This window comes from Ruegeria sp. YTSC004 (genome assembly GCF_059609805.1).
In genome coordinates this window covers 18659-35691 of sequence record NZ_JBXWMJ010000020.1, presented here as the reverse complement: position 1 = coordinate 35691, position 17033 = coordinate 18659, and the positions used below count along the sequence as shown (strand labels likewise).

Here is a 17033-nt window from a genome sequence, read left to right as displayed (position 1 = left end):
CTTGGCGGTTACGATGAGCCAGAAACCCTCTCTTATCAAATCTACTTAAACTGTCCCATTGGTGCTGACGTCAGACATAAGATCTTCCGGCTCTTCGGATATGCCGGCACCGGCAAGACGACAATCGCGCGACATCTGGCCAGCGGTTTGAATGGAGGGGTTGTTTACGCGGCCTTCACTGGCAAAGCGGCTATGATGATGCAGCGCAACGGCTGTGAAGGTGCTTCCACCATCCACAGTCTGATCTACAAGGTTGTGCAGGGACCGGCTGGTAAATTCAGTTTCCACCTCAATCCGGATAGTGCAGCAGCGGATGCAGACTTGATTGTGCTCGATGAGTGCTCAATGGTTGATGTAAACTTAGCGCGTGACTTAATGTCATTCGGAGCTCCTATCCTCGCACTCGGTGATCCTGCCCAGCTGCCGCCGGTGGCCGGCGAGGGCTATCTCACCAACGCCAAGCCTGACGCCATGCTGACCGAAATCCACCGTCAGGCCAAGGACAGCCCGGCCTTACGACTGGCGATAGACATTCGTGAAGGAAAACCGCTGAAATACGGCGCCTATGGGAACAGCCGTGTGGTGCCGGACGGAAGTCTTGAGATCGATGAGATATTGGATGCGGACCAGCTCCTTGCAGGTAGGAACGTCACTCGTTTCCACTACAACGAAGAAATCCGCAGGGCCTTGGGGCGCGCCGGCGACCTGCCTGAGGTTGGCGACCGCCTTGTGTGTCAGCACAATGACCATGGCCTTGGTATCGTCAATGGAGGCATGTTCACGGTCGTCTCAGAACCGAAGAATTCCCGGTTTTCGGGGACTTTGTTGTTGGAACTGAAATCGTGCGACTTCCCGTATCATGAAAACTACAGCGTACGTGTGCATCCGGAGTTTTTTACTGACGACGAAAAGAGATTGGCGGACAAGGAACGGAAAAATTCTCAGCAGTTTAAGTATGGTTACGCGTTGACAGTTCATAAAGCCCAAGGCAGCCAGTGGGACCACGTGATTATAGAGGACGAAAGTCACATCTTCGACAAATATGCGAGGAATTGGCTCTATACCGCCGTTACACGGGCTTCTGAAAGCGTGACGCTGGTCACACGCCTTTAGAAGCATTTTCATACGAGAAGCAACATTGGGCAGACACTTTCTGCCCAATGTTGTTGCTCCCTGACGCTATGTCCATGGGAGCATTGAATCTCAAAATCTCGTGGTGCCAGAACGCATCCACAGGTTATTTCTGTGACATCGGTGGAATTCACCCCGCTTTGCGTCCGTACTTCATGCGAACTAAGCCATTCACATGGTACCTGCCGATCGCACAGCGGGCTTCAAGCTACCGGTTTTCTGAGCCGAAAAGGCGTCCGCCCTGTTCGTCAATCACCTGCTTCGCCTTTGCGATGCTGAAGCTTTCAGCCTGATCCCGGCTTTCAAAGACATCCGCCCTGATCACCGTATGGGTCTTGCGATCTCCGTCTATGATCTTTTCGATACGGGCCAATAGGCGGTATTTACCGCCTTCGGGCATCAGGTCGGGGAAAATCTCGAACCCCTTGTACGAAACCGGCTCCGGCTCAGACTTTTCGCTGACACCGAAAAGTTTAGAAAAGAGGGGCATTGGGCGGCTCCTTTCAGTACTGCTAGGATCGGAGACTAGCGCCGCTTAAGACAGGCGTGTAGCTTCTCCTGTTATCAGATCACTGGTCGTCGATCTTATAGTACGCTCTGTTCGTGGTCTCAAACGTCCCGATCGACAGCGAAAACCCTTTCCTCCGCACCAATCTCACATTTGCGGATCGGCCCAAACCGGTCACTCGACCGAGGGTCGAAATGCCGCGTTCGCAGCCCGCATTCCAGACCTTCGCTGCGGGAGCATATCGGTGTCTTAGGTTATGACGGGAATGCGGACAAAGTTGCCGTTACTCACTGTCTCAGGTCTGATCGGACTTCTTTCTTTTTTGCCTGTTGGCAACGCGCGTCTCAGAAGACGACGGTGTTGGTCCAGAACTTGGTTCGCCTACAGAAACCCAACGCGAGGACATCCGCAGATCTTCTTCTGTTCTAATTCTGGGTAAGTCGTCATGTATGTCGACCCACGGGATTTGACTTTCCACTCCATAGTGCAGTTCGGGTGGAAAATCGGCTGGGTTGTCCAGTGTTCCAACCCGGATTGAATAATACCCGATGTCGCTAATGTCGGTATAAATACTCGTCCCGCAATTCTTGCAAAAGGCTCGCTCAGAGAGCTTCGAAGAAGCATACAAACCGGGTTCCTCACCCTCGAAAGTCACATTTGGCTTCTCAAAAATCGCCCATGCATTCACAGGAGAGCCAAGAGCCAGTTGGCAATGCCTGCAATGGCAAAAACCGACTGCAACTGGCAGAGACCAGACCTGATACCGAATTGCGCCGCACAGACATCCACCTGCAGTGACCGGTTCACTTTTCGCCGCTGTGAGGAAAGGCCACCCAATTGGCTTCGCCTCTTCACCGGAAGCTGTCAAAGTCGAACGATAAGCGCGGACAGGCTGAACGATGTTTTTCAGCTTTCGATGGCCAATATCTACAAACGAATGCTCAATCTTTTCTTTGACTTGGTCCAAGACGCTCCCGGAGACGCAGAGCTCACCGGGTTTGGCAATTTCTTGAAGTCGGGACGCCTGATTGACACCGTCGCCAAAGATATCGTCGCCTATGACAACAATATCACCAAGATTTACGCCAATACGAAAGGTGATTTTTTGTTTACCCGCGTTATCAGCTTCACGTTCAGCCATAACCGTCTGGACTTCCAGCGCGCAAGCGACCGCATCAACAGCAGTAGGAAACTCAATCAGTAGGCCGTCGCCCATCGATTTGACTACACGCCCGTTATGAGTCGAGACCAGACGTGACACGATGCCGTCAAAATACATGCCGAGCCGCGTCAGAGTGCCTGCTTCGTCTCTTTGCATAAGGCCCGAGTATCCCACGACATCGATCGAAACGATAGCAGCAAGTTTTCTGATCTCTGGCTTTGGCATGTGGTCAAGTTATGGCAGTTTAACTAGCACGCATAGTCTGCGTCGTTGGTTGCGATGATTAGGATTTCGCCTGAATTTCAGACACGCCACATAGCATTTGAACGACTGCCTGGAGCTCAGAAACGGTCGTTCAGTGAAATCTGTTACATCTGGTATGCGGGCGGAAGCTGCCGTCCGGTACGTGGAAGTGGATACCAGCTTCTGACTCTTTTCAGAGCGAAGTTCCCAATTTAGCAGCCTTCACACGGTAAAAGGCTTCTACCGCGATCGCGGTGTCCTGTGCGCCAGTTCCCGTCAAGTCGCAGATCGTCACGGCACCAGTTGGGCGCGAAAATTGGTCCGCTCCTGAAATGATTGAACCGAGTTCTAATACTTTTCTGCTGCCTTCGCCTAAATTCTGAAGCTCGCCGCCGATGACGCACTGATCAATCACATCACAAACCACGACGTTTGCGCGCTCGAGTACGTTCGAATGTAGTTCTTGTTTACCTGGTAAATCTGACCCCATGGCAGTGATGTGCAAGTCAGTGTGAAGCCATTCGGCCATAATGATTGGCTCCGTCGCAGGGGTCGTAGTGACGACAACTTGCGCAGACGTCACCAAATCCGCGAGGGACTGGCAGGGTTCCACCGGAATTCCAAGTAGACTTGTCATTTCAGTACAGTAGCTCGAAACAGATGCCGCGCTGCGCCCATAAACCAGAAGGCGTTCGAATCTACGCACAAGGGCGAGGCTTTCAATCTGATATCGGGCCTGAACGCCTGTGCCGACCACGCCGACAGTTTTGGTTTCTTGGGGTGCCAGGTACTTTGCAGCCACCGCACCGGCAAGTCCGGTGCGCAGGTTCATCAAATATCCGTTGTCTAGGAATATACAATCAAAGGCACCTGTCTTTGCGCTCATCAAAGCGATGATACTACTGCAACTGGGCAGTCCGATCTGCGGGTTCCGAAAGAAGCCGGTGGCGATTTTGACAGCAAGATGCTCAATGCCATTCACAAAAGCGCCCTTTGTGTCGACAGCACTATCCTCATCAATGTCGATATGCATAACTGGCGGCATTGAAATACGCCCTTCCGAAATCCACGAAAAGGACCGCTCGGTTGCGCCCAACGACCCTTTGTCTATCGGAAGACAATTTCTCAACTCTGCTTCGGTGACAACCAAGGTGCCCATTGCAACTACTCCTTAGCGCGTATGCGAACGGTATTGCATAGCCTACTGTAGTGTCATCCGCGAAGTCGCGAACCAGACTTTCGCCGCGAAACGGAAATCTGGCAAAGAGGGTTCCTTGCAGACCTCGGTGCGGACGCAGCATGTGAACCCTTGAGCCACCGCGCCTCGTCGAGGACGGCCCACAGCTGCCTTTCACCGGTTGGTCGAGACACTGCGACCGCGCCCGCATTCCGGTCATTCGCTGCAAGTGCAAATTTTGGCGCTGCACAAACTCACAGGTTGCGGACAATGCAGCCGTTTGATCTACCGCTATTGGGCGGCTCGAAACATCGGAAACAGGGGTGGGGCTTGGTCGGCTTTGATTAGACCCATCTCTTGGAAACCATAGCGCTTATACAGCGATAGATTTGTAGGGTTTGTCGACTCTAAGTAAGCAGGTCTTCCATCTTCGTCACAACGTTTGAGGCAGCATTCAAGCAACGCGGACCCCAACCCTTTTCCTTGGCGAATTGGATCGACCGCAATAAAAGCTAAATGCCAGCAGTCCTCATCGGGATGATAATTGTCCATCTGCCCGAAGGTTTCGAACAACGCATCATGCTTTTCTGATGAGACCGTCTGCTCAAAACAGGCGACAAGCCGTTCTTCGTCAGGGTGAATGCTTGGCGGAAGCCAAAGTGCGCCAGCAGTAAAATCATCGTTTCGAAACGCGCTGCCCTGTTCAAATGCACGCCCTCCAAAGAAGTCCATTACTCGCGGGAAGTGGGTAAGGAAATCGGCAGGTTCAGGATACAACCAGCGCATGAATGGGTCGGCAGAAAATCCTAGAGCAAGTCCGCTTAACAAGCTTTCTGCTTCACTTCGGGTTGATGATCTAAACATGAAATTACCTTTGGTCGTTCCACCTCGATTTTCACGTTTCAGCATGTGGGCCGCAAATACTTGTTGTCAAATGCGCAATTTATTGTCCTGCCCAAGCAACGATGGATGACTGAATTGGGCTGAGGCGTGTGGGGGCAATACAACATTCGGAGGTCGGGCGCATTTCACTTGGATGAAGACCGGCCCTAAGCGGACACCCAGCAGGCGTTCTTGATGCTGTAGTCGCAGCCCGCTTTGCGGTCATTCGCTGCATACGCAACATCAGGGCAAGATCGAACTCACGATCTGCAGGGCTTTGCAGACGTTCCCTTTGGAAGGCCATGTGCCCGCTTGGCTGAGGGACAACAAGTTTTATTTCAAAGTCGCATACTCATCTCATGCCATGCCATTCCTCCGTGGTCGGAGGCAGACCGCCTCAGATATCCATAGCCGAGCTTTTCATAGAGTGGCACATGATGCTCTTTGCACATCAGATGGATCGTCTCCTTGTTCATCTGCTGCATCCGCCTAACAAACTCATCCATCAGAGACCTTGAATGGCCCTTGCCTTGTTCGGTCGGGTCTACGACGACGGACATGATGACCACATTGGGAGCGTCAGGGTCGTGGCCGATAAGCTCCTTGAAGTCCTCGTCAGACATCTCAACCTCATGAGCGCATCCGCAGTTGATGAAGCCCACAACCGCTCCATCCACTTCGAGGATCAGAAAGCCATCGGGGTAGGTCTCAATCCGTTTGCAGATTTTGGCGTGTGTCGCAGCCTCTTCACCTTCGTAGGCGGAGATCTCGATTTCAAAGCAGCGATCCGCATCAGCGGTTTGGGCATTTCTAAAATTGCGCATACAAATCTCCCATGTGTCTTAGAGAGATATAGCCCAAGAAACTCGAAGCTGTCTTGCGGCCAGCAAAGCGTATCGATAACCAGCCAAAGGCGCGAATTGCAGCCTCAGCCGATTTCGGCTCGAACTGTTCATCTGACGGTTTCAGCAGGTCATAGGGTCGGTTTAGGCGGCACCAAGGTCCGGAAAACGGGACAAAATTGCCAGTCGCAGCACGCGCATAATCACGAAGAGTTTGCAAAAATCAGCGGCGAACGGCCGAAATGATGACGGACGGAGCCGGGACCAGAAAACCGCCATTGTGTTTAATACCTTGTGAGCGAGTACGTGCCGCCAAATCAGAGCGAATTGCATCTCGTTTTGTGACTGGCTGCGCTCCCAAAAGTGATGCTGCGCGAACGGCACCCTGATCAAAGGCATCAAACAAGCCTTCAGGTTGCTGCAGATACAGTTCTGAGGGCACGTCGATCAACTGAACCTCTGCAAATCCCGCTTTGGCGACCATAGGTTCAGCAGCTGAGCGGTCCACAAGCATATGGGCATCAGGTCCGAAGGGCAATGTGACCGAGGGGTCGCCCAGGCGTCCAACCGCATCGAACAACCAACCGAATGCACCATCTGATCCTTTCCCTCTCCAGATTGAAAACGCGATACGCCCGCCCGGTCTCAATACTCTTGCCGCTTCCGCCAAACCACGTTCAGGATCGGGAAAGTGCGGTACGCCAAAACCAATAGTGACAGCGTCAAAACTGTTATCGGCAAAGTCCATTGACATCGCATCTCCTTGGACAAAGGAAGCGCCCGGCACAGCAGATTGAGCAAGGGATATCATAGCCGCAGAAAAGTCGAGTCCAGTTACAGAAGCGCCTCTTGCCGAAAGTTCCGAAGCGACAACACCATGCCCGGTGCATAGATCAAGAACCGTTGACTTAGATCCAGCCGAAACCGCATCCGAAAGCCTTTGCGCAACAACGAGCGTAGCTCGGTCGAACCCATCTGCATAACCCTTGGCGATAGCTGGATTGGCCCAGCCTTCGCGCTCCATCTTTTCAAAATCATTGAGGTCGGTCATGCATCCTCCAAATCAAGTCAACGTAGCACCAACAGTTTTCTGAAGCTAATGGAAGCACTCTTGGCGCCGAACGACACCCTCCCGACAATTGCGTTATGACGTCTGCTGTGGGCTCTTCCAACCTTTTCGCCGCGATTTGCACCAAGGATCGGTCTGGGATGGGTCGACGTTCGCCGCGCGTCGCATGAACTGGTAATGTGCGGGACACAGCGGACATCTGGCAGAAAAATTGAACGTCGGCTTTGGGAAATTGGCTACTTGCAACCGGCTAGTTGGAAACCACCGGTGCCGTTCCACTGATCGGATTCCGTCGCGTCCAATAGAAACTCGGCGACGTCCTCCTTGGCTATCGGTCGTGTGAACGTTCCGTTGCCTTGAAACACACGATACTTTCCATGTCCGGTTTTTTCCTTGAGGGCAGCGGGGCGGATCAGCACATAGGGGACATTCGTTTCATGCGATATGCGGGCATCCGCTCGTTCATAATCGGCGAAACTCGCACGTCCGCCGATCATTTGGAGCATCTGTTTGACTATCCAAGACGTGCCGCCGCAGCCGATGCTGCTGACAAACAGACATTTCGGCGGGTTGGGTTGCGCTACGGCGGCTTGCAGGATCGCCTCCGCCGCTCTTTCCATAATCAGCACGCCTTTGACATTGCCAAGGCAGCTGACCACAACATCAGCCTGATCAATGACGGCTCGGACATCTGACGCATCTGTCACGTCCCCCTTCACGGCCCTAAGATTTGGTTGTTCGCCCAGCTTTTCCGGCGATCGGACCAGGGCAGTTACCTCATGACCTGCGGCTAGAGCCTTGTTCACGAAATAGCCACCGACTGCGCCGGTTGCGCCAAAGAGTGCGATCTTCATCCCGGATTCTCCTCGATTACAGGACGCGGTGTCTCATAAGTTTCATGGGTGGAGATATGAGTCAAGATGTCTTATAAAATTCGTGCGTGATGGCAAATTGAAAGACGCGCTTCAGAGCTGGATCATGGAAAAGCAAGACGCACGGATAACCAAGACACGGCAAAAGGTGCTGAACGCAGGCATAGTCGTTTTGTTCACTGAGGGCTGGTCAGAGGTTACACATCTTCGCCTTGCCAAAGAAACAGGTGTCGCCCGTGGGACGATCTACCGCCACTGGCCGACAATAGACGATCTGATTGTTGAGATTTTTGAAAGCTGCGATCCCACACCCTACGCGGCACAGCGGATCGGAGAATTGCGCGCAGACCTGATCGCAGAGCTCTCGCTACTGTCGGAGAACCTCGCATCCAGCAAATTGGGGGACATCATCCTGAATGCCGCGCGGTTGGCTAACAACAACGCGTTGATGGCGCGTGTTCACGTTGCGATGCACGACATTATTCTGCAGCCCATCCTCGCTATTCTCTCCGACCATGGGCTAAGGGCCGAAAGAGAAGCCGTTGGCCGCAGTCTGGTTGCCCCAATCCTTTACCATCACTTGTTTGAAGCGGGCCAAACGCAGATCGACGTTGAGCCGATCGTCGATCTCTTCCTCCTCAAGCCTGACTAATTGCCAGACATTCGCCGCGCTGCCGAATCTCAGAAGTTTGGGCTCGAGGCAGACGTTCGCAAAATCGCGATGTATGTCCGCTTTGCGGACTTTGCCGCCGTTGCTCTTCCGAATGTTTGCTGACGCAGCATTCGCTCGCCTGTGCGGCACGTTCATCGCTGCAGAGCAGCTGAAGTCGCCAGACCGGTCTTCCCTGACCAGATCGTTAATAACCAGTCGCACCGAGTCACAGGTGCGCAGTCTGCACGATCGTAAGCACTGTTTGACCGATGATCGCGTGGGGGGTCCAAGGAATGCGTTCTGCCGTGGTTCGAGCCACCGTGGCCAGACTCTGGTCCGCATCAGGCGCTCAACATGCGTCCACCTTTGTCGGAAATCCATATCGAGAAACGCCAACTAGGTAGCCCGACCGCGCGGGGCTGGATAAAGCTCTAACATGCGGGAGCAAAGCCTAATGCTCAGCCGTCTTCGGAACCGACCTGCGTGAGTAGAAGCCGCTTCTTTCTGTATGTCGACGCTGGCATTCCAACATATCGCCGGAAAGCATTTCGAAAACTCGACGTTTCTGTGTACCCAACCTCTCCGGCGATTTCGTCAATTGGCAGATCCGTAGTTTCCAGCATCTGTTTAGCTTCTTCGATCCGCAGTGTTTGAACGTAATCAACCGGGGTTTGCCCTGTGGCTTTTCGAAAACGGCGTAAAAGGCTACGTTCAGTCAAACCGCTTCTTGCTGCCATGGCGGCGACCGGCTTCGGTAATGCGTAGTTATCAGCGGCCCAAACCTGCGCGTCTGCAACTAGTGCATCATCGTGCTGTGTGCCAGCCGTCAGCGAGGCATAGTGCAACTGTCCTTCTGTATGGGGCTGCAACAGATAGATCTTGGCAATGCGACGGGCCTCGTCAGGGCCTGCGATGCGCCCGATCAGATAGAGCACGAGATCGCCCCAGGATGATGCGCCACCCGCTGTCACGATCCGGTGCCCTTCTCCCGCCGGAACCAGAATTCGTTCGCGACGCACTTTTATGTCGGGATACTGCCGCGCAATCACATCACAGAAACTCCAGTGGCTTGTCGCATCAAGACCGTCCAGCATCCCGGCCTCGGCGAGCAGATAAGCGCCGGAACAGACCGAGGTGATCAAGGCTCCGTCATCGCGTGCTTTCTTAAGCCAGGTAATCATCGGGGCGAATTCATCCGGGACACCAGTTCCCGGTGCGAAGTGAAAGTCTGGGACGATGACGAGATCGGGCTTTACAAAACTGTCCAGCGATCCATCCGGTGTGATGCGCCGTCCGTTGATGTCCTGATAGGCGGCGCCGTCACACGATATCAGAGCCGCATCAAAAACAGGCGGTTTAGGGGCCGTACCATGCAACATTTCCCAGTCACGTCCGACGGACGCCAGCGCGTCAAGAATGCAATAAGCGGTTGAGGTGCCGACACAGGGCATGGTCAGAACTGCAGTTCGGCAGGTGGATTTCTCTTGCAGCATCAGAGTGTCCGATATTCACCTATTTTGGAGTTTATTGGGCGTTACATCAAAAAACCTCGTTACGCAACGCCTCGTTCCTGACCAAAACGCGCACGATTGAGTGCCTCCAAGGGAGGGCGCTGGTCCGTAGCACAAGGGTGAGGGTGTCTGAAATTCACCGTTATTGGCATATCTGAGCATATCGCGACTCGGCCGCGGCTGCCAAACAGTCTCCAGCATTTAAGCCAAAACCCTGTCAGACCGGAGAATTCCAATGAACAAGCAACCCGCAATCACATTTGATACGGCCAAGACTGAAGGATTTGCCGAACTCATGGGTGGCGCGCTGAACGCAGCCTCGCTGGCGCTTATGTCTTCGATCGGCCATCGCTCCGGCCTGTTTGACGCATTGGCAGCATTGCCCAATTCAACCTCGCGCGCGTTGTCTGACGGCGCGGCCCTGGCAGAGCGCTACGTTCGCGAATGGATGGGCGTGATGGTGACCTCCGGGGTTGTGGAATATGACGCGAAGGCAGGAACCTATTTTCTGCCCCCTGAACACGCAGCCTTTCTCACCACTGCGGCGGCGCCCGACAATATGGCGGTCACCTGCCAGTTTATCGGCGTGATGGCGTCGGTCGAAGAAGAGATGGTTGCCCGGTTCCGCGATGGCGGTGGGACGCAGTATCACGATTACTGTCGCTTTCACGAAGTCATGGCCGAAGACAGTGCGCAGCTTGTGGTATCCGCGCTGATTGAACACATTCTGCCTCTAGACCCCGGGCTGATTGCACGGCTGGAAAGCGGCATTGACGTGCTTGACGTCGGGTGCGGCGCAGGCCGGGCGATGATGGAATTGGCCAAAGCCTTTCCAAACAGCCGGTTTGTCGGTGTCGATCTTTGCCCCGATGCCTTCGCGGTAACGCAGGTCACGGCACATCGGAACGGGCTTTCCAACCTATCCTTTCGTGGACAGGATCTGTCAGGCGTCACAACAATGGGCAGCTACGATCTGATCACTGCTTTTGACGCGGTCCATGACCAAAAGGACCCGCAAGGCCTACTGGATCTTGTGAAAAACTCTCTGGCCGATGACGGGCTGTTCCTGATGCAAGACATCGGCGGGTCACGTGATCTGGAAAAGAACATCGAGAACCCTTTTGCACCGCTGCTGTACAGCCTGTCTTTGATGCATTGCACGCCGGTTTCAATTGGTCAGGGCGGCCCCGGTCTTGGGGCGATGTGGGGGGTTGAAACCGCGCAAGAATACCTCGCCCGCGCGGGGTTTGATCGGGTTGAAACCCATCGCCTGCCTCACGACCCGCTCAACGCCTATTTTCTTGCGCGCCCTTAGCCTCAAAGCATCAACGGAGACACAAAATGACTATTCCCCCTAACGCACATGCCATCGTTATCGGTGCCGGATTGTCCGGCATGGCTGCGGCCACGGAACTGCTCAAACGCAGCGTCCCTGTCACCATCCTTGAGGCATCCGATCGCGTCGCTGACCCTTGGCGCGCGCGTCATCCTAGGCTTCGACTGAACATCCATCGCAATTTTACCCGCCTGCCGGGGCACCATGAGCCACGCGCAATGGACAGGTTTTTGCCTCGTGACGCTGTGGTTGACTATCTGGGCGACTACGCGGACGGGCTGAAAGAACACATTGTGTTTAATACGTCTGTCTTGTCCGTGCGTCGTGATGGCGATCATTGGCAAGTCAACACCAACAACGACAGATATACGTGCACTGATGTTGTCGTGGCCACAGGTCGCGAAAAAGTGCCCGAAATGCCCGTTTGGCCGGGACTGGAGGACTTTGGCGGCAAGGTGATCCATGCTGCAGAATTTGGCGATCCGTCGGACTATGACGGCAGGAATATCGTTGTTGTCGGGGCCGGAAACTCTGGTTCCGATGTGCTGAACCACCTCTCGCGCAGCAACCCCGGCCGGGTCTGGGTCGCCGTTCGTCATGGACCTTCGATCCTGCCGTCCAAAATTCTGGGCTTTTCACTGCAACGCATGGCGAACCTGTTTGCGCGTTTCCCAAAGTGGTCGCTCGATCCGGTATTTGGCTTCATGCAATGGACGTTTTTTGGCAATCTGCGGCGCCATGGCTTGCCGCGCCATAAGCTTGGCGGCGGCTCTCGCATGCTCAAGGATGGCGTGACATTTGCGCTGGATGACGGGTTTGTGGCTGCGCTGAAAGCGGGGCGCTTTGAGGCCGTGCCTCAGGTCGTTGGTTTTGGCGACTACACCGTCGAACTGGCCAATGGCCGTAAACTTCGCCCAGACGTTGTGATCTGTGCAACAGGCTACAGGCCTGATCTTGAGCGGCTTTTTGGTGAACTTGGTGCACTGGATGCCAAGGGCTATCCGCGGCAGCCGATGGGGCAGGAAGACGTCAACAATCCCGGCCTGTGGTTCACAGGCTATGCTCCCGTGTTTCAGGGGTTTTTCCATGCCGCCGGGGTAAGCGCGGTTCGCATCGCTTCGCAGGTGGCCGCCCGCACGGAAAGGGCACCCAATGCGCCGCACCAGCGGCAGGTTGCCCATCGTCCCCAGATGCAGCCCCGCTTCGCAAAAGGAGCAGAACAATGAGCATCACAAACAGCACCCATGTGCCCTATTCCAAACCAACAATCTTCTACAACGTTATGGCACGTTTTTGCATGTGGAGGGATCGGCGACGGCTTGCCCATAGGGGCCGCAGATTCGCAGAGCTGCCTCTCGGTCTGTTTCGGGATGTCGGGCTTGAACATCTCAGTGATCTCAAAACCGATCCAAAATTCCCGCATCGCATACTTTAGCAACGCAAGTCTCAATCGCCCCAAGTCCCAAAGGAAACCAAATGTCTATCTACAAGACTTGTAAATTGGCCACCGCCCCTGGATCAATCGGTTCGCTTACCGCAGCGACGCTGACGGGATACATTGCTGTAGCGGGTACTTCGCTGGCGCTGGTCTTGCTGCTGGCGCCAGGATCTACTCGGGCGGAAAACCTGATGCGAGCGCAATGGCCGGATAGCCTTCGGGACAGTGATTTCCTTTTTGAAGGCGCACCAGACGAAGCCCTCGTTGAGCTCGGGCGCAATCTGTTCTTCGACCCGATCCTTTCGGGCAATCGCAATATTTCCTGCGGGACCTGCCATGATCCGGCGCGCGGCAGCGGCGATGGCGTCGCCTTGTCTATAGGCGAAGGAGGGACCGGGTTTGGCCCGGAACGGCGGACCAAAGATGGCATCACCGAACGTATTCCGCGCAATGCACAGGCGTTATGGAACATCGGCGCTAAGGAGTACCTGTCGATGTTTCATGACGGGCGGGTGGAGCCTGATCCGGCGCACACCTTTCAAAGCGGGTTCTGGACACCCGCACGCGAACATCTGCCACAAGGGTTGGATAACCTATTGGCGGCGCAGGCCATGTTCCCAGTACTTTCCGCGTCTGAGATGGCAGGACAAAAAGGCGAAAACCCCGTGGCAACCGCAGTGGCCGAAGACAGGGTCACCGACGCTTGGGATTTGCTGGCAGCACGTCTGCAGGCCACACCAAAATACCAGGATTTGGCCCGCGCCGCCTTTCCCGATCTGGACGCGATTACCATGGTGGCAGCGGCCAATGCGCTGGCCGCATTTCAGTCCCGTGCTTTCCGCTCAGACAACAGCCCGTTTGATGCCTTCTTGCGCGGCGATCTTACGGCTTTGTCCGAGGACGCTCGCGCCGGGGCTGATTTGTTTTATGACAAGGCAAAATGTGCGGCCTGCCACATGGGCAAATTGCTGACTGATCACGAATTTCACGCCATTGCCGTGCCGCAAATCGGGCCGGGCAAAGGCCACGGTGAGGACAAGAGCCTTTGGCGGGCATCCGGGTTTGCCCGTGCCACAGAGGATGAGGGCCGTTATCGTGTATCATTCGACCCGACTGACCTCTTTGCGTTCCGCACGCCGTCCCTGCGGAATGTCACGCTCACGGGACCATGGGGGCATGACGGAGTTTTTGCTGATCTGGAAATGATGGTGCGCCATCATCTCGACAGCGTGGCCTCGCTGGAGGCATATGATGCCGATGCCACCGAATTACCGGTCATTGACCAGTTCATTGAACAGACCGGCAATGGATCGTCTTTGATCTTTCGCCCTGTGAATCCGAAACGGCGTACGGCCTTTGATCTGCGTGACACATGGGTGCAGAAATCTGATGCGTTGCGTGGAAGGATTGCACAGGCAAATACCCTGGCACCTGTGACGCTGAGTGATCGCGAAGTGGCCAGAATTATGGCCTTCCTCGAAGCATTGACGGATCCCTCTGCCAAAGATCGTTCTGATCTTATTCCGCGAAGCGTTCCCTCCGGACTTACTCCGCAGCCGACGCCGAAATTGCCGGACGGCTAAAGGCCCACTCCGCGACCTCCCAGCCCCATCTGCAATTTCACCAGAGCTCCGGCACCCGTACCCGCCGGTTCACCAGGCAGATTTGCCTCCCACCAACCAAAAGGACCCTAAAATGAAACCCATCTTTCTTATCAGCGCTGCCGCGCTTACCCTTACCACTGCGACCCAATCTGGCGCAGAGGACGCCACCAAGACCAGTTATGATCCGCCGGAAAGCATGTCGCTGACCTTTGTCTTTCATATTGACGACGGCATGGCCGAACAGGATGTGTTCTATGAAGAAGTCCCGGGCTCAGGAGAGGTGTTCCGTCCCACAGCGGCGACCCGCGATATGGACGCGCCGCTCTATGCGCCGGGGGTCGAAGTAAAACACAACTTTCTTGACACCAGTGATACAGGTCCATACCCCAAGGGCCGTCCGCTGGGACTAACCCTTGGCGAATGGTTCGCGGCCAAAGGCAGCGGCACATACACCTGTGAAAATGGTGTCGGCACCGTCGATTTGGCCTTTGAAAACCTGATCCCGAACGGAGTTTACACGATATGGCATGACTTCATGGTCTGGCCACCAACTGACCCGTTCATCGGCACCTATGATCTGCCATTTGGCGCCCGCGATGGATCTGAAAATACTTTTATCGCCAATGCCGACGGGTCCGCTGATTTTGAGCGCACGATCACACCCTGTCTTCAGCTCAGCGGCGAACATCTTGCTGCCGACCTGGGTCTGGCGTGGCACTCCGATGGCAAGACCTATGGTCCGCTGCCGGGCGAATTTTCGACCGTCACGCATGTTCAGATGTATGTCGCGCTGCCTGAACGCACCGGTCTCTGAGGCTGCGTATTGGAGCGGGTTTTGTGCCCGCTCCGATCATTGGAAGCAGGTGCAAATTGTCATGTAATACAACACACCGCTTCCACGTCTTGCCCCGCTCAACAGATGTGAGACGCAACGATAGATGTCCGAGGCTTGCCGGACTGGTTGCCGGTTGTGCAAACCACCTCCCGTCTGGGCAAGCTATGCTACGAGGCCAAGACATGACTTCACCCGCAAGAACCGCCCCAACAAGGAGCCCAGCCATGAAGATCATTTGCATTGACCAGGATGAAACCGGAGGCTCACGATTTTTGGATCATGCCTGGGTTCTGGAAGAAGGCAGTTTCACGCCGCCCTCTCCATCGGGATACCGCATCTCGCCACCGTTGGACGCCGAGAGAATTCTGATGATGCATCATCCCGCAGGTTATGTGGATGCATGGCACACCGCGCCAGCCGTGGTTCTTGGGACGGTCCTGCGCGGGACCGTGCGCATAGAAACCAGCAATCTGGATACGCGGATTTTGCAGGTTGGGGATCAGTTTCTGGCGCGTGATCTTCAGGGGAAAGGTCATCGCATGTTTGAGGTGAATGAAGGACCTTATGATCTGGCTCTTGTTGTACTCACACAAGCACCCGTCGCGGTCGATTGTTTCCAATGAAGCTGTATTACTACCCAGACGCCTGTTCGCTTGTCGTCAATATTGCCCTGCGGGCGGCAAACATTCCGTTTGATTTGATCGAAGTTGACTACGCTTCTCGTCAATTGCGGGATGGTTCCGACTTTTCCAAAATCAACGCAAAGGCCTATGTCCCGGCATTGGTGCTGGATGATGGGAGTTGCCTGACAGAGGTGATTGCCATTCTGGACTGGATCGACTTCAAAGCACCAAAGGCCGCGCTGCTGGGCCTGCAAGGGACCACTTGGCGACAAGAGGCCATGACTTGGCTTGTTTTTGTTGCGACAGAAATCCACAAAAGCTTCAGCCCGCTATTTCGCCCGAACACCCCGCGAGAGTTCCTTGTGCCCGGTCAACATCACCTGAAAAACCGGTTGTCCGTCATTGAGACACAATTGACGGGGCGGCAATATTTGTGTGCAGACACTCCCAATGGTGCAGATTATTACATGTATGTTATGTCTCGCTGGATATGCGACTCTGGGCTTTGCACCCGTGATTGGCCTGCCATACGAGCCCACGCAAATCGGATCGAAACGCTAACCTACGTTCAGGATGCGCTTGCCTCTGATATCAGATGACGCGGAGTCTGTTCTCGCAAGGTTTTTGCTACACAAGAGAAATGAACCATGGATATCGCGGAACTATCGGCCCGCCTGATGGGTATGGATGACGCCACCTGGCAACGACATGCGAACCCGTGGAGTGGTTGGTCGCGCATGACAATCCTTCCGCTCTTTTGCCTGGCTATCTGGAGCCGAGTCTGGCTGGGCTGGGGCGCACTTTGGTTCGTTCTGGCCGTTGTCATTTGGACCTGGCTCAATCCACGCTTGTTTGGCCCGCCGCAGCATCACGACGCCTGGATGACCAAAGGTGTGCTGGGTGAGCGTATTTGGCTTAATCGCAAAACGGCGTCGATCCCCATCCATCATGCACAAGTCATAAGTCGTTTGACATATGCCGCCGCGCTCGGGGTCGTCATTCTCGCAGTCGGGCTTTGGCGGCTCGAATTGGGTTGGGTATTCGTAGGCTCGACGCTGGCTATAGGTGCAAAGCTCTGGTTTCTGGACCGCATGGTTTGGCTGCTGGCTGACACGAGTGACTGAGCCCTCAATGCTCATTTCTGCAGA

17 protein-coding genes are annotated in these 17033 nt (G+C 54.8%); 9 read left to right on the top strand and 8 right to left on the bottom strand.

From position 1 onward, the window contains the following. A partial coding sequence (locus AC2FFP_RS22010) for an ATP-dependent DNA helicase (protein ID WP_496881512.1) occupies positions 1 to 1113 on the top strand: 1113 nt, incomplete at its 5' end. Between the two features lie 226 nt (positions 1114 to 1339). Here the strand turns inward: AC2FFP_RS22010 and AC2FFP_RS22005 are convergent. From AC2FFP_RS22005 to AC2FFP_RS21975, 7 genes are all read right to left on the bottom strand, one after another. Further along, on the bottom strand, positions 1340 to 1621 hold the full coding sequence (locus tag AC2FFP_RS22005; protein ID WP_496726901.1) for an HlyU family transcriptional regulator: 282 nt from the start codon (positions 1619 to 1621) through the stop codon (positions 1340 to 1342). Positions 1622 to 1934: 313 nt separating this feature from the next. Beyond that, positions 1935 to 3026, bottom strand: coding sequence for a GFA family protein (locus tag AC2FFP_RS22000; protein ID WP_298855252.1), 1092 nt, complete (start codon positions 3024 to 3026; stop codon positions 1935 to 1937). A 211-nt stretch (positions 3027 to 3237) separates the two neighbouring features. Then, complete coding sequence (locus AC2FFP_RS21995) at positions 3238 to 4203, bottom strand: ornithine cyclodeaminase family protein (protein WP_298855251.1); 966 nt, start codon at positions 4201 to 4203, stop codon at positions 3238 to 3240. Between the two features lie 309 nt (positions 4204 to 4512). Further along, positions 4513 to 5130, bottom strand: coding sequence for a GNAT family N-acetyltransferase (locus AC2FFP_RS21990; protein WP_480596544.1), 618 nt, complete (start codon positions 5128 to 5130; stop codon positions 4513 to 4515). Positions 5131 to 5441: 311 nt separating this feature from the next. Next, a complete protein-coding gene (locus tag AC2FFP_RS21985) occupies positions 5442 to 5927 on the bottom strand; it encodes a GNAT family N-acetyltransferase (RefSeq protein ID WP_496737736.1) in 486 nt (161 codons plus the stop codon). A 241-nt stretch (positions 5928 to 6168) separates the two neighbouring features. Next, positions 6169 to 6996, bottom strand: a complete 828-nt coding sequence (locus AC2FFP_RS21980; RefSeq protein ID WP_496737737.1) for a class I SAM-dependent methyltransferase — start codon at positions 6994 to 6996, stop codon at positions 6169 to 6171. 254 nt (positions 6997 to 7250) lie between these two features. Beyond that, positions 7251 to 7868, bottom strand: a complete 618-nt coding sequence (locus tag AC2FFP_RS21975) for an NAD(P)-dependent oxidoreductase (RefSeq protein WP_496881511.1) — start codon at positions 7866 to 7868, stop codon at positions 7251 to 7253. A gap of 124 nt (positions 7869 to 7992) precedes the next feature. Here AC2FFP_RS21975 and AC2FFP_RS21970 point away from each other — a divergent pair, with 124 nt between their 5' ends. Then, a complete protein-coding gene (locus AC2FFP_RS21970; protein WP_496881510.1) occupies positions 7993 to 8538 on the top strand; it encodes a TetR/AcrR family transcriptional regulator in 546 nt (181 codons plus the stop codon). Between the two features lie 458 nt (positions 8539 to 8996). On the opposite strand, the gene AC2FFP_RS21965 is transcribed toward AC2FFP_RS21970, so the two are convergent. After that, on the bottom strand, positions 8997 to 10031 hold the full coding sequence (locus tag AC2FFP_RS21965; protein ID WP_372574889.1) for a GlxA family transcriptional regulator: 1035 nt from the start codon (positions 10029 to 10031) through the stop codon (positions 8997 to 8999). 253 nt (positions 10032 to 10284) lie between these two features. On the opposite strand from AC2FFP_RS21965, the gene AC2FFP_RS21960 reads away from it, so the two are divergent. From AC2FFP_RS21960 to AC2FFP_RS21930, 7 genes are all read left to right on the top strand, one after another. After that, entirely contained in the window at positions 10285 to 11364 is a 1080-nt protein-coding gene (locus tag AC2FFP_RS21960; protein ID WP_496881509.1) for a class I SAM-dependent methyltransferase, read from the top strand. A gap of 26 nt (positions 11365 to 11390) precedes the next feature. Continuing rightward, complete coding sequence (locus AC2FFP_RS21955; protein WP_496714161.1) at positions 11391 to 12611, top strand: flavin-containing monooxygenase; 1221 nt, start codon at positions 11391 to 11393, stop codon at positions 12609 to 12611. A gap of 250 nt (positions 12612 to 12861) precedes the next feature. Then, positions 12862 to 14406: a cytochrome-c peroxidase gene (locus AC2FFP_RS21950; protein WP_372574886.1), complete on the top strand. Its 1545-nt coding sequence runs from the start codon at positions 12862 to 12864 to the stop codon at positions 14404 to 14406. 112 nt (positions 14407 to 14518) lie between these two features. Next, positions 14519 to 15241, top strand: coding sequence for a hypothetical protein (locus AC2FFP_RS21945; RefSeq protein WP_496737743.1), 723 nt, complete (start codon positions 14519 to 14521; stop codon positions 15239 to 15241). A 245-nt stretch (positions 15242 to 15486) separates the two neighbouring features. Beyond that, on the top strand, positions 15487 to 15885 hold the full coding sequence (locus tag AC2FFP_RS21940) for a cupin domain-containing protein (protein ID WP_372574884.1): 399 nt from the start codon (positions 15487 to 15489) through the stop codon (positions 15883 to 15885). After that, positions 15882 to 16484, top strand: a complete 603-nt coding sequence (locus AC2FFP_RS21935) for a glutathione S-transferase N-terminal domain-containing protein (protein ID WP_372574883.1) — start codon at positions 15882 to 15884, stop codon at positions 16482 to 16484. Before AC2FFP_RS21940 ends, AC2FFP_RS21935 begins: the two co-directional genes overlap by 4 nt. A 48-nt stretch (positions 16485 to 16532) precedes the next feature. Continuing rightward, positions 16533 to 17009, top strand: a complete 477-nt coding sequence (locus tag AC2FFP_RS21930) for a DUF6653 family protein (protein ID WP_372574882.1) — start codon at positions 16533 to 16535, stop codon at positions 17007 to 17009. The last annotated feature ends 24 nt before the right edge of the window (positions 17010 to 17033 follow it).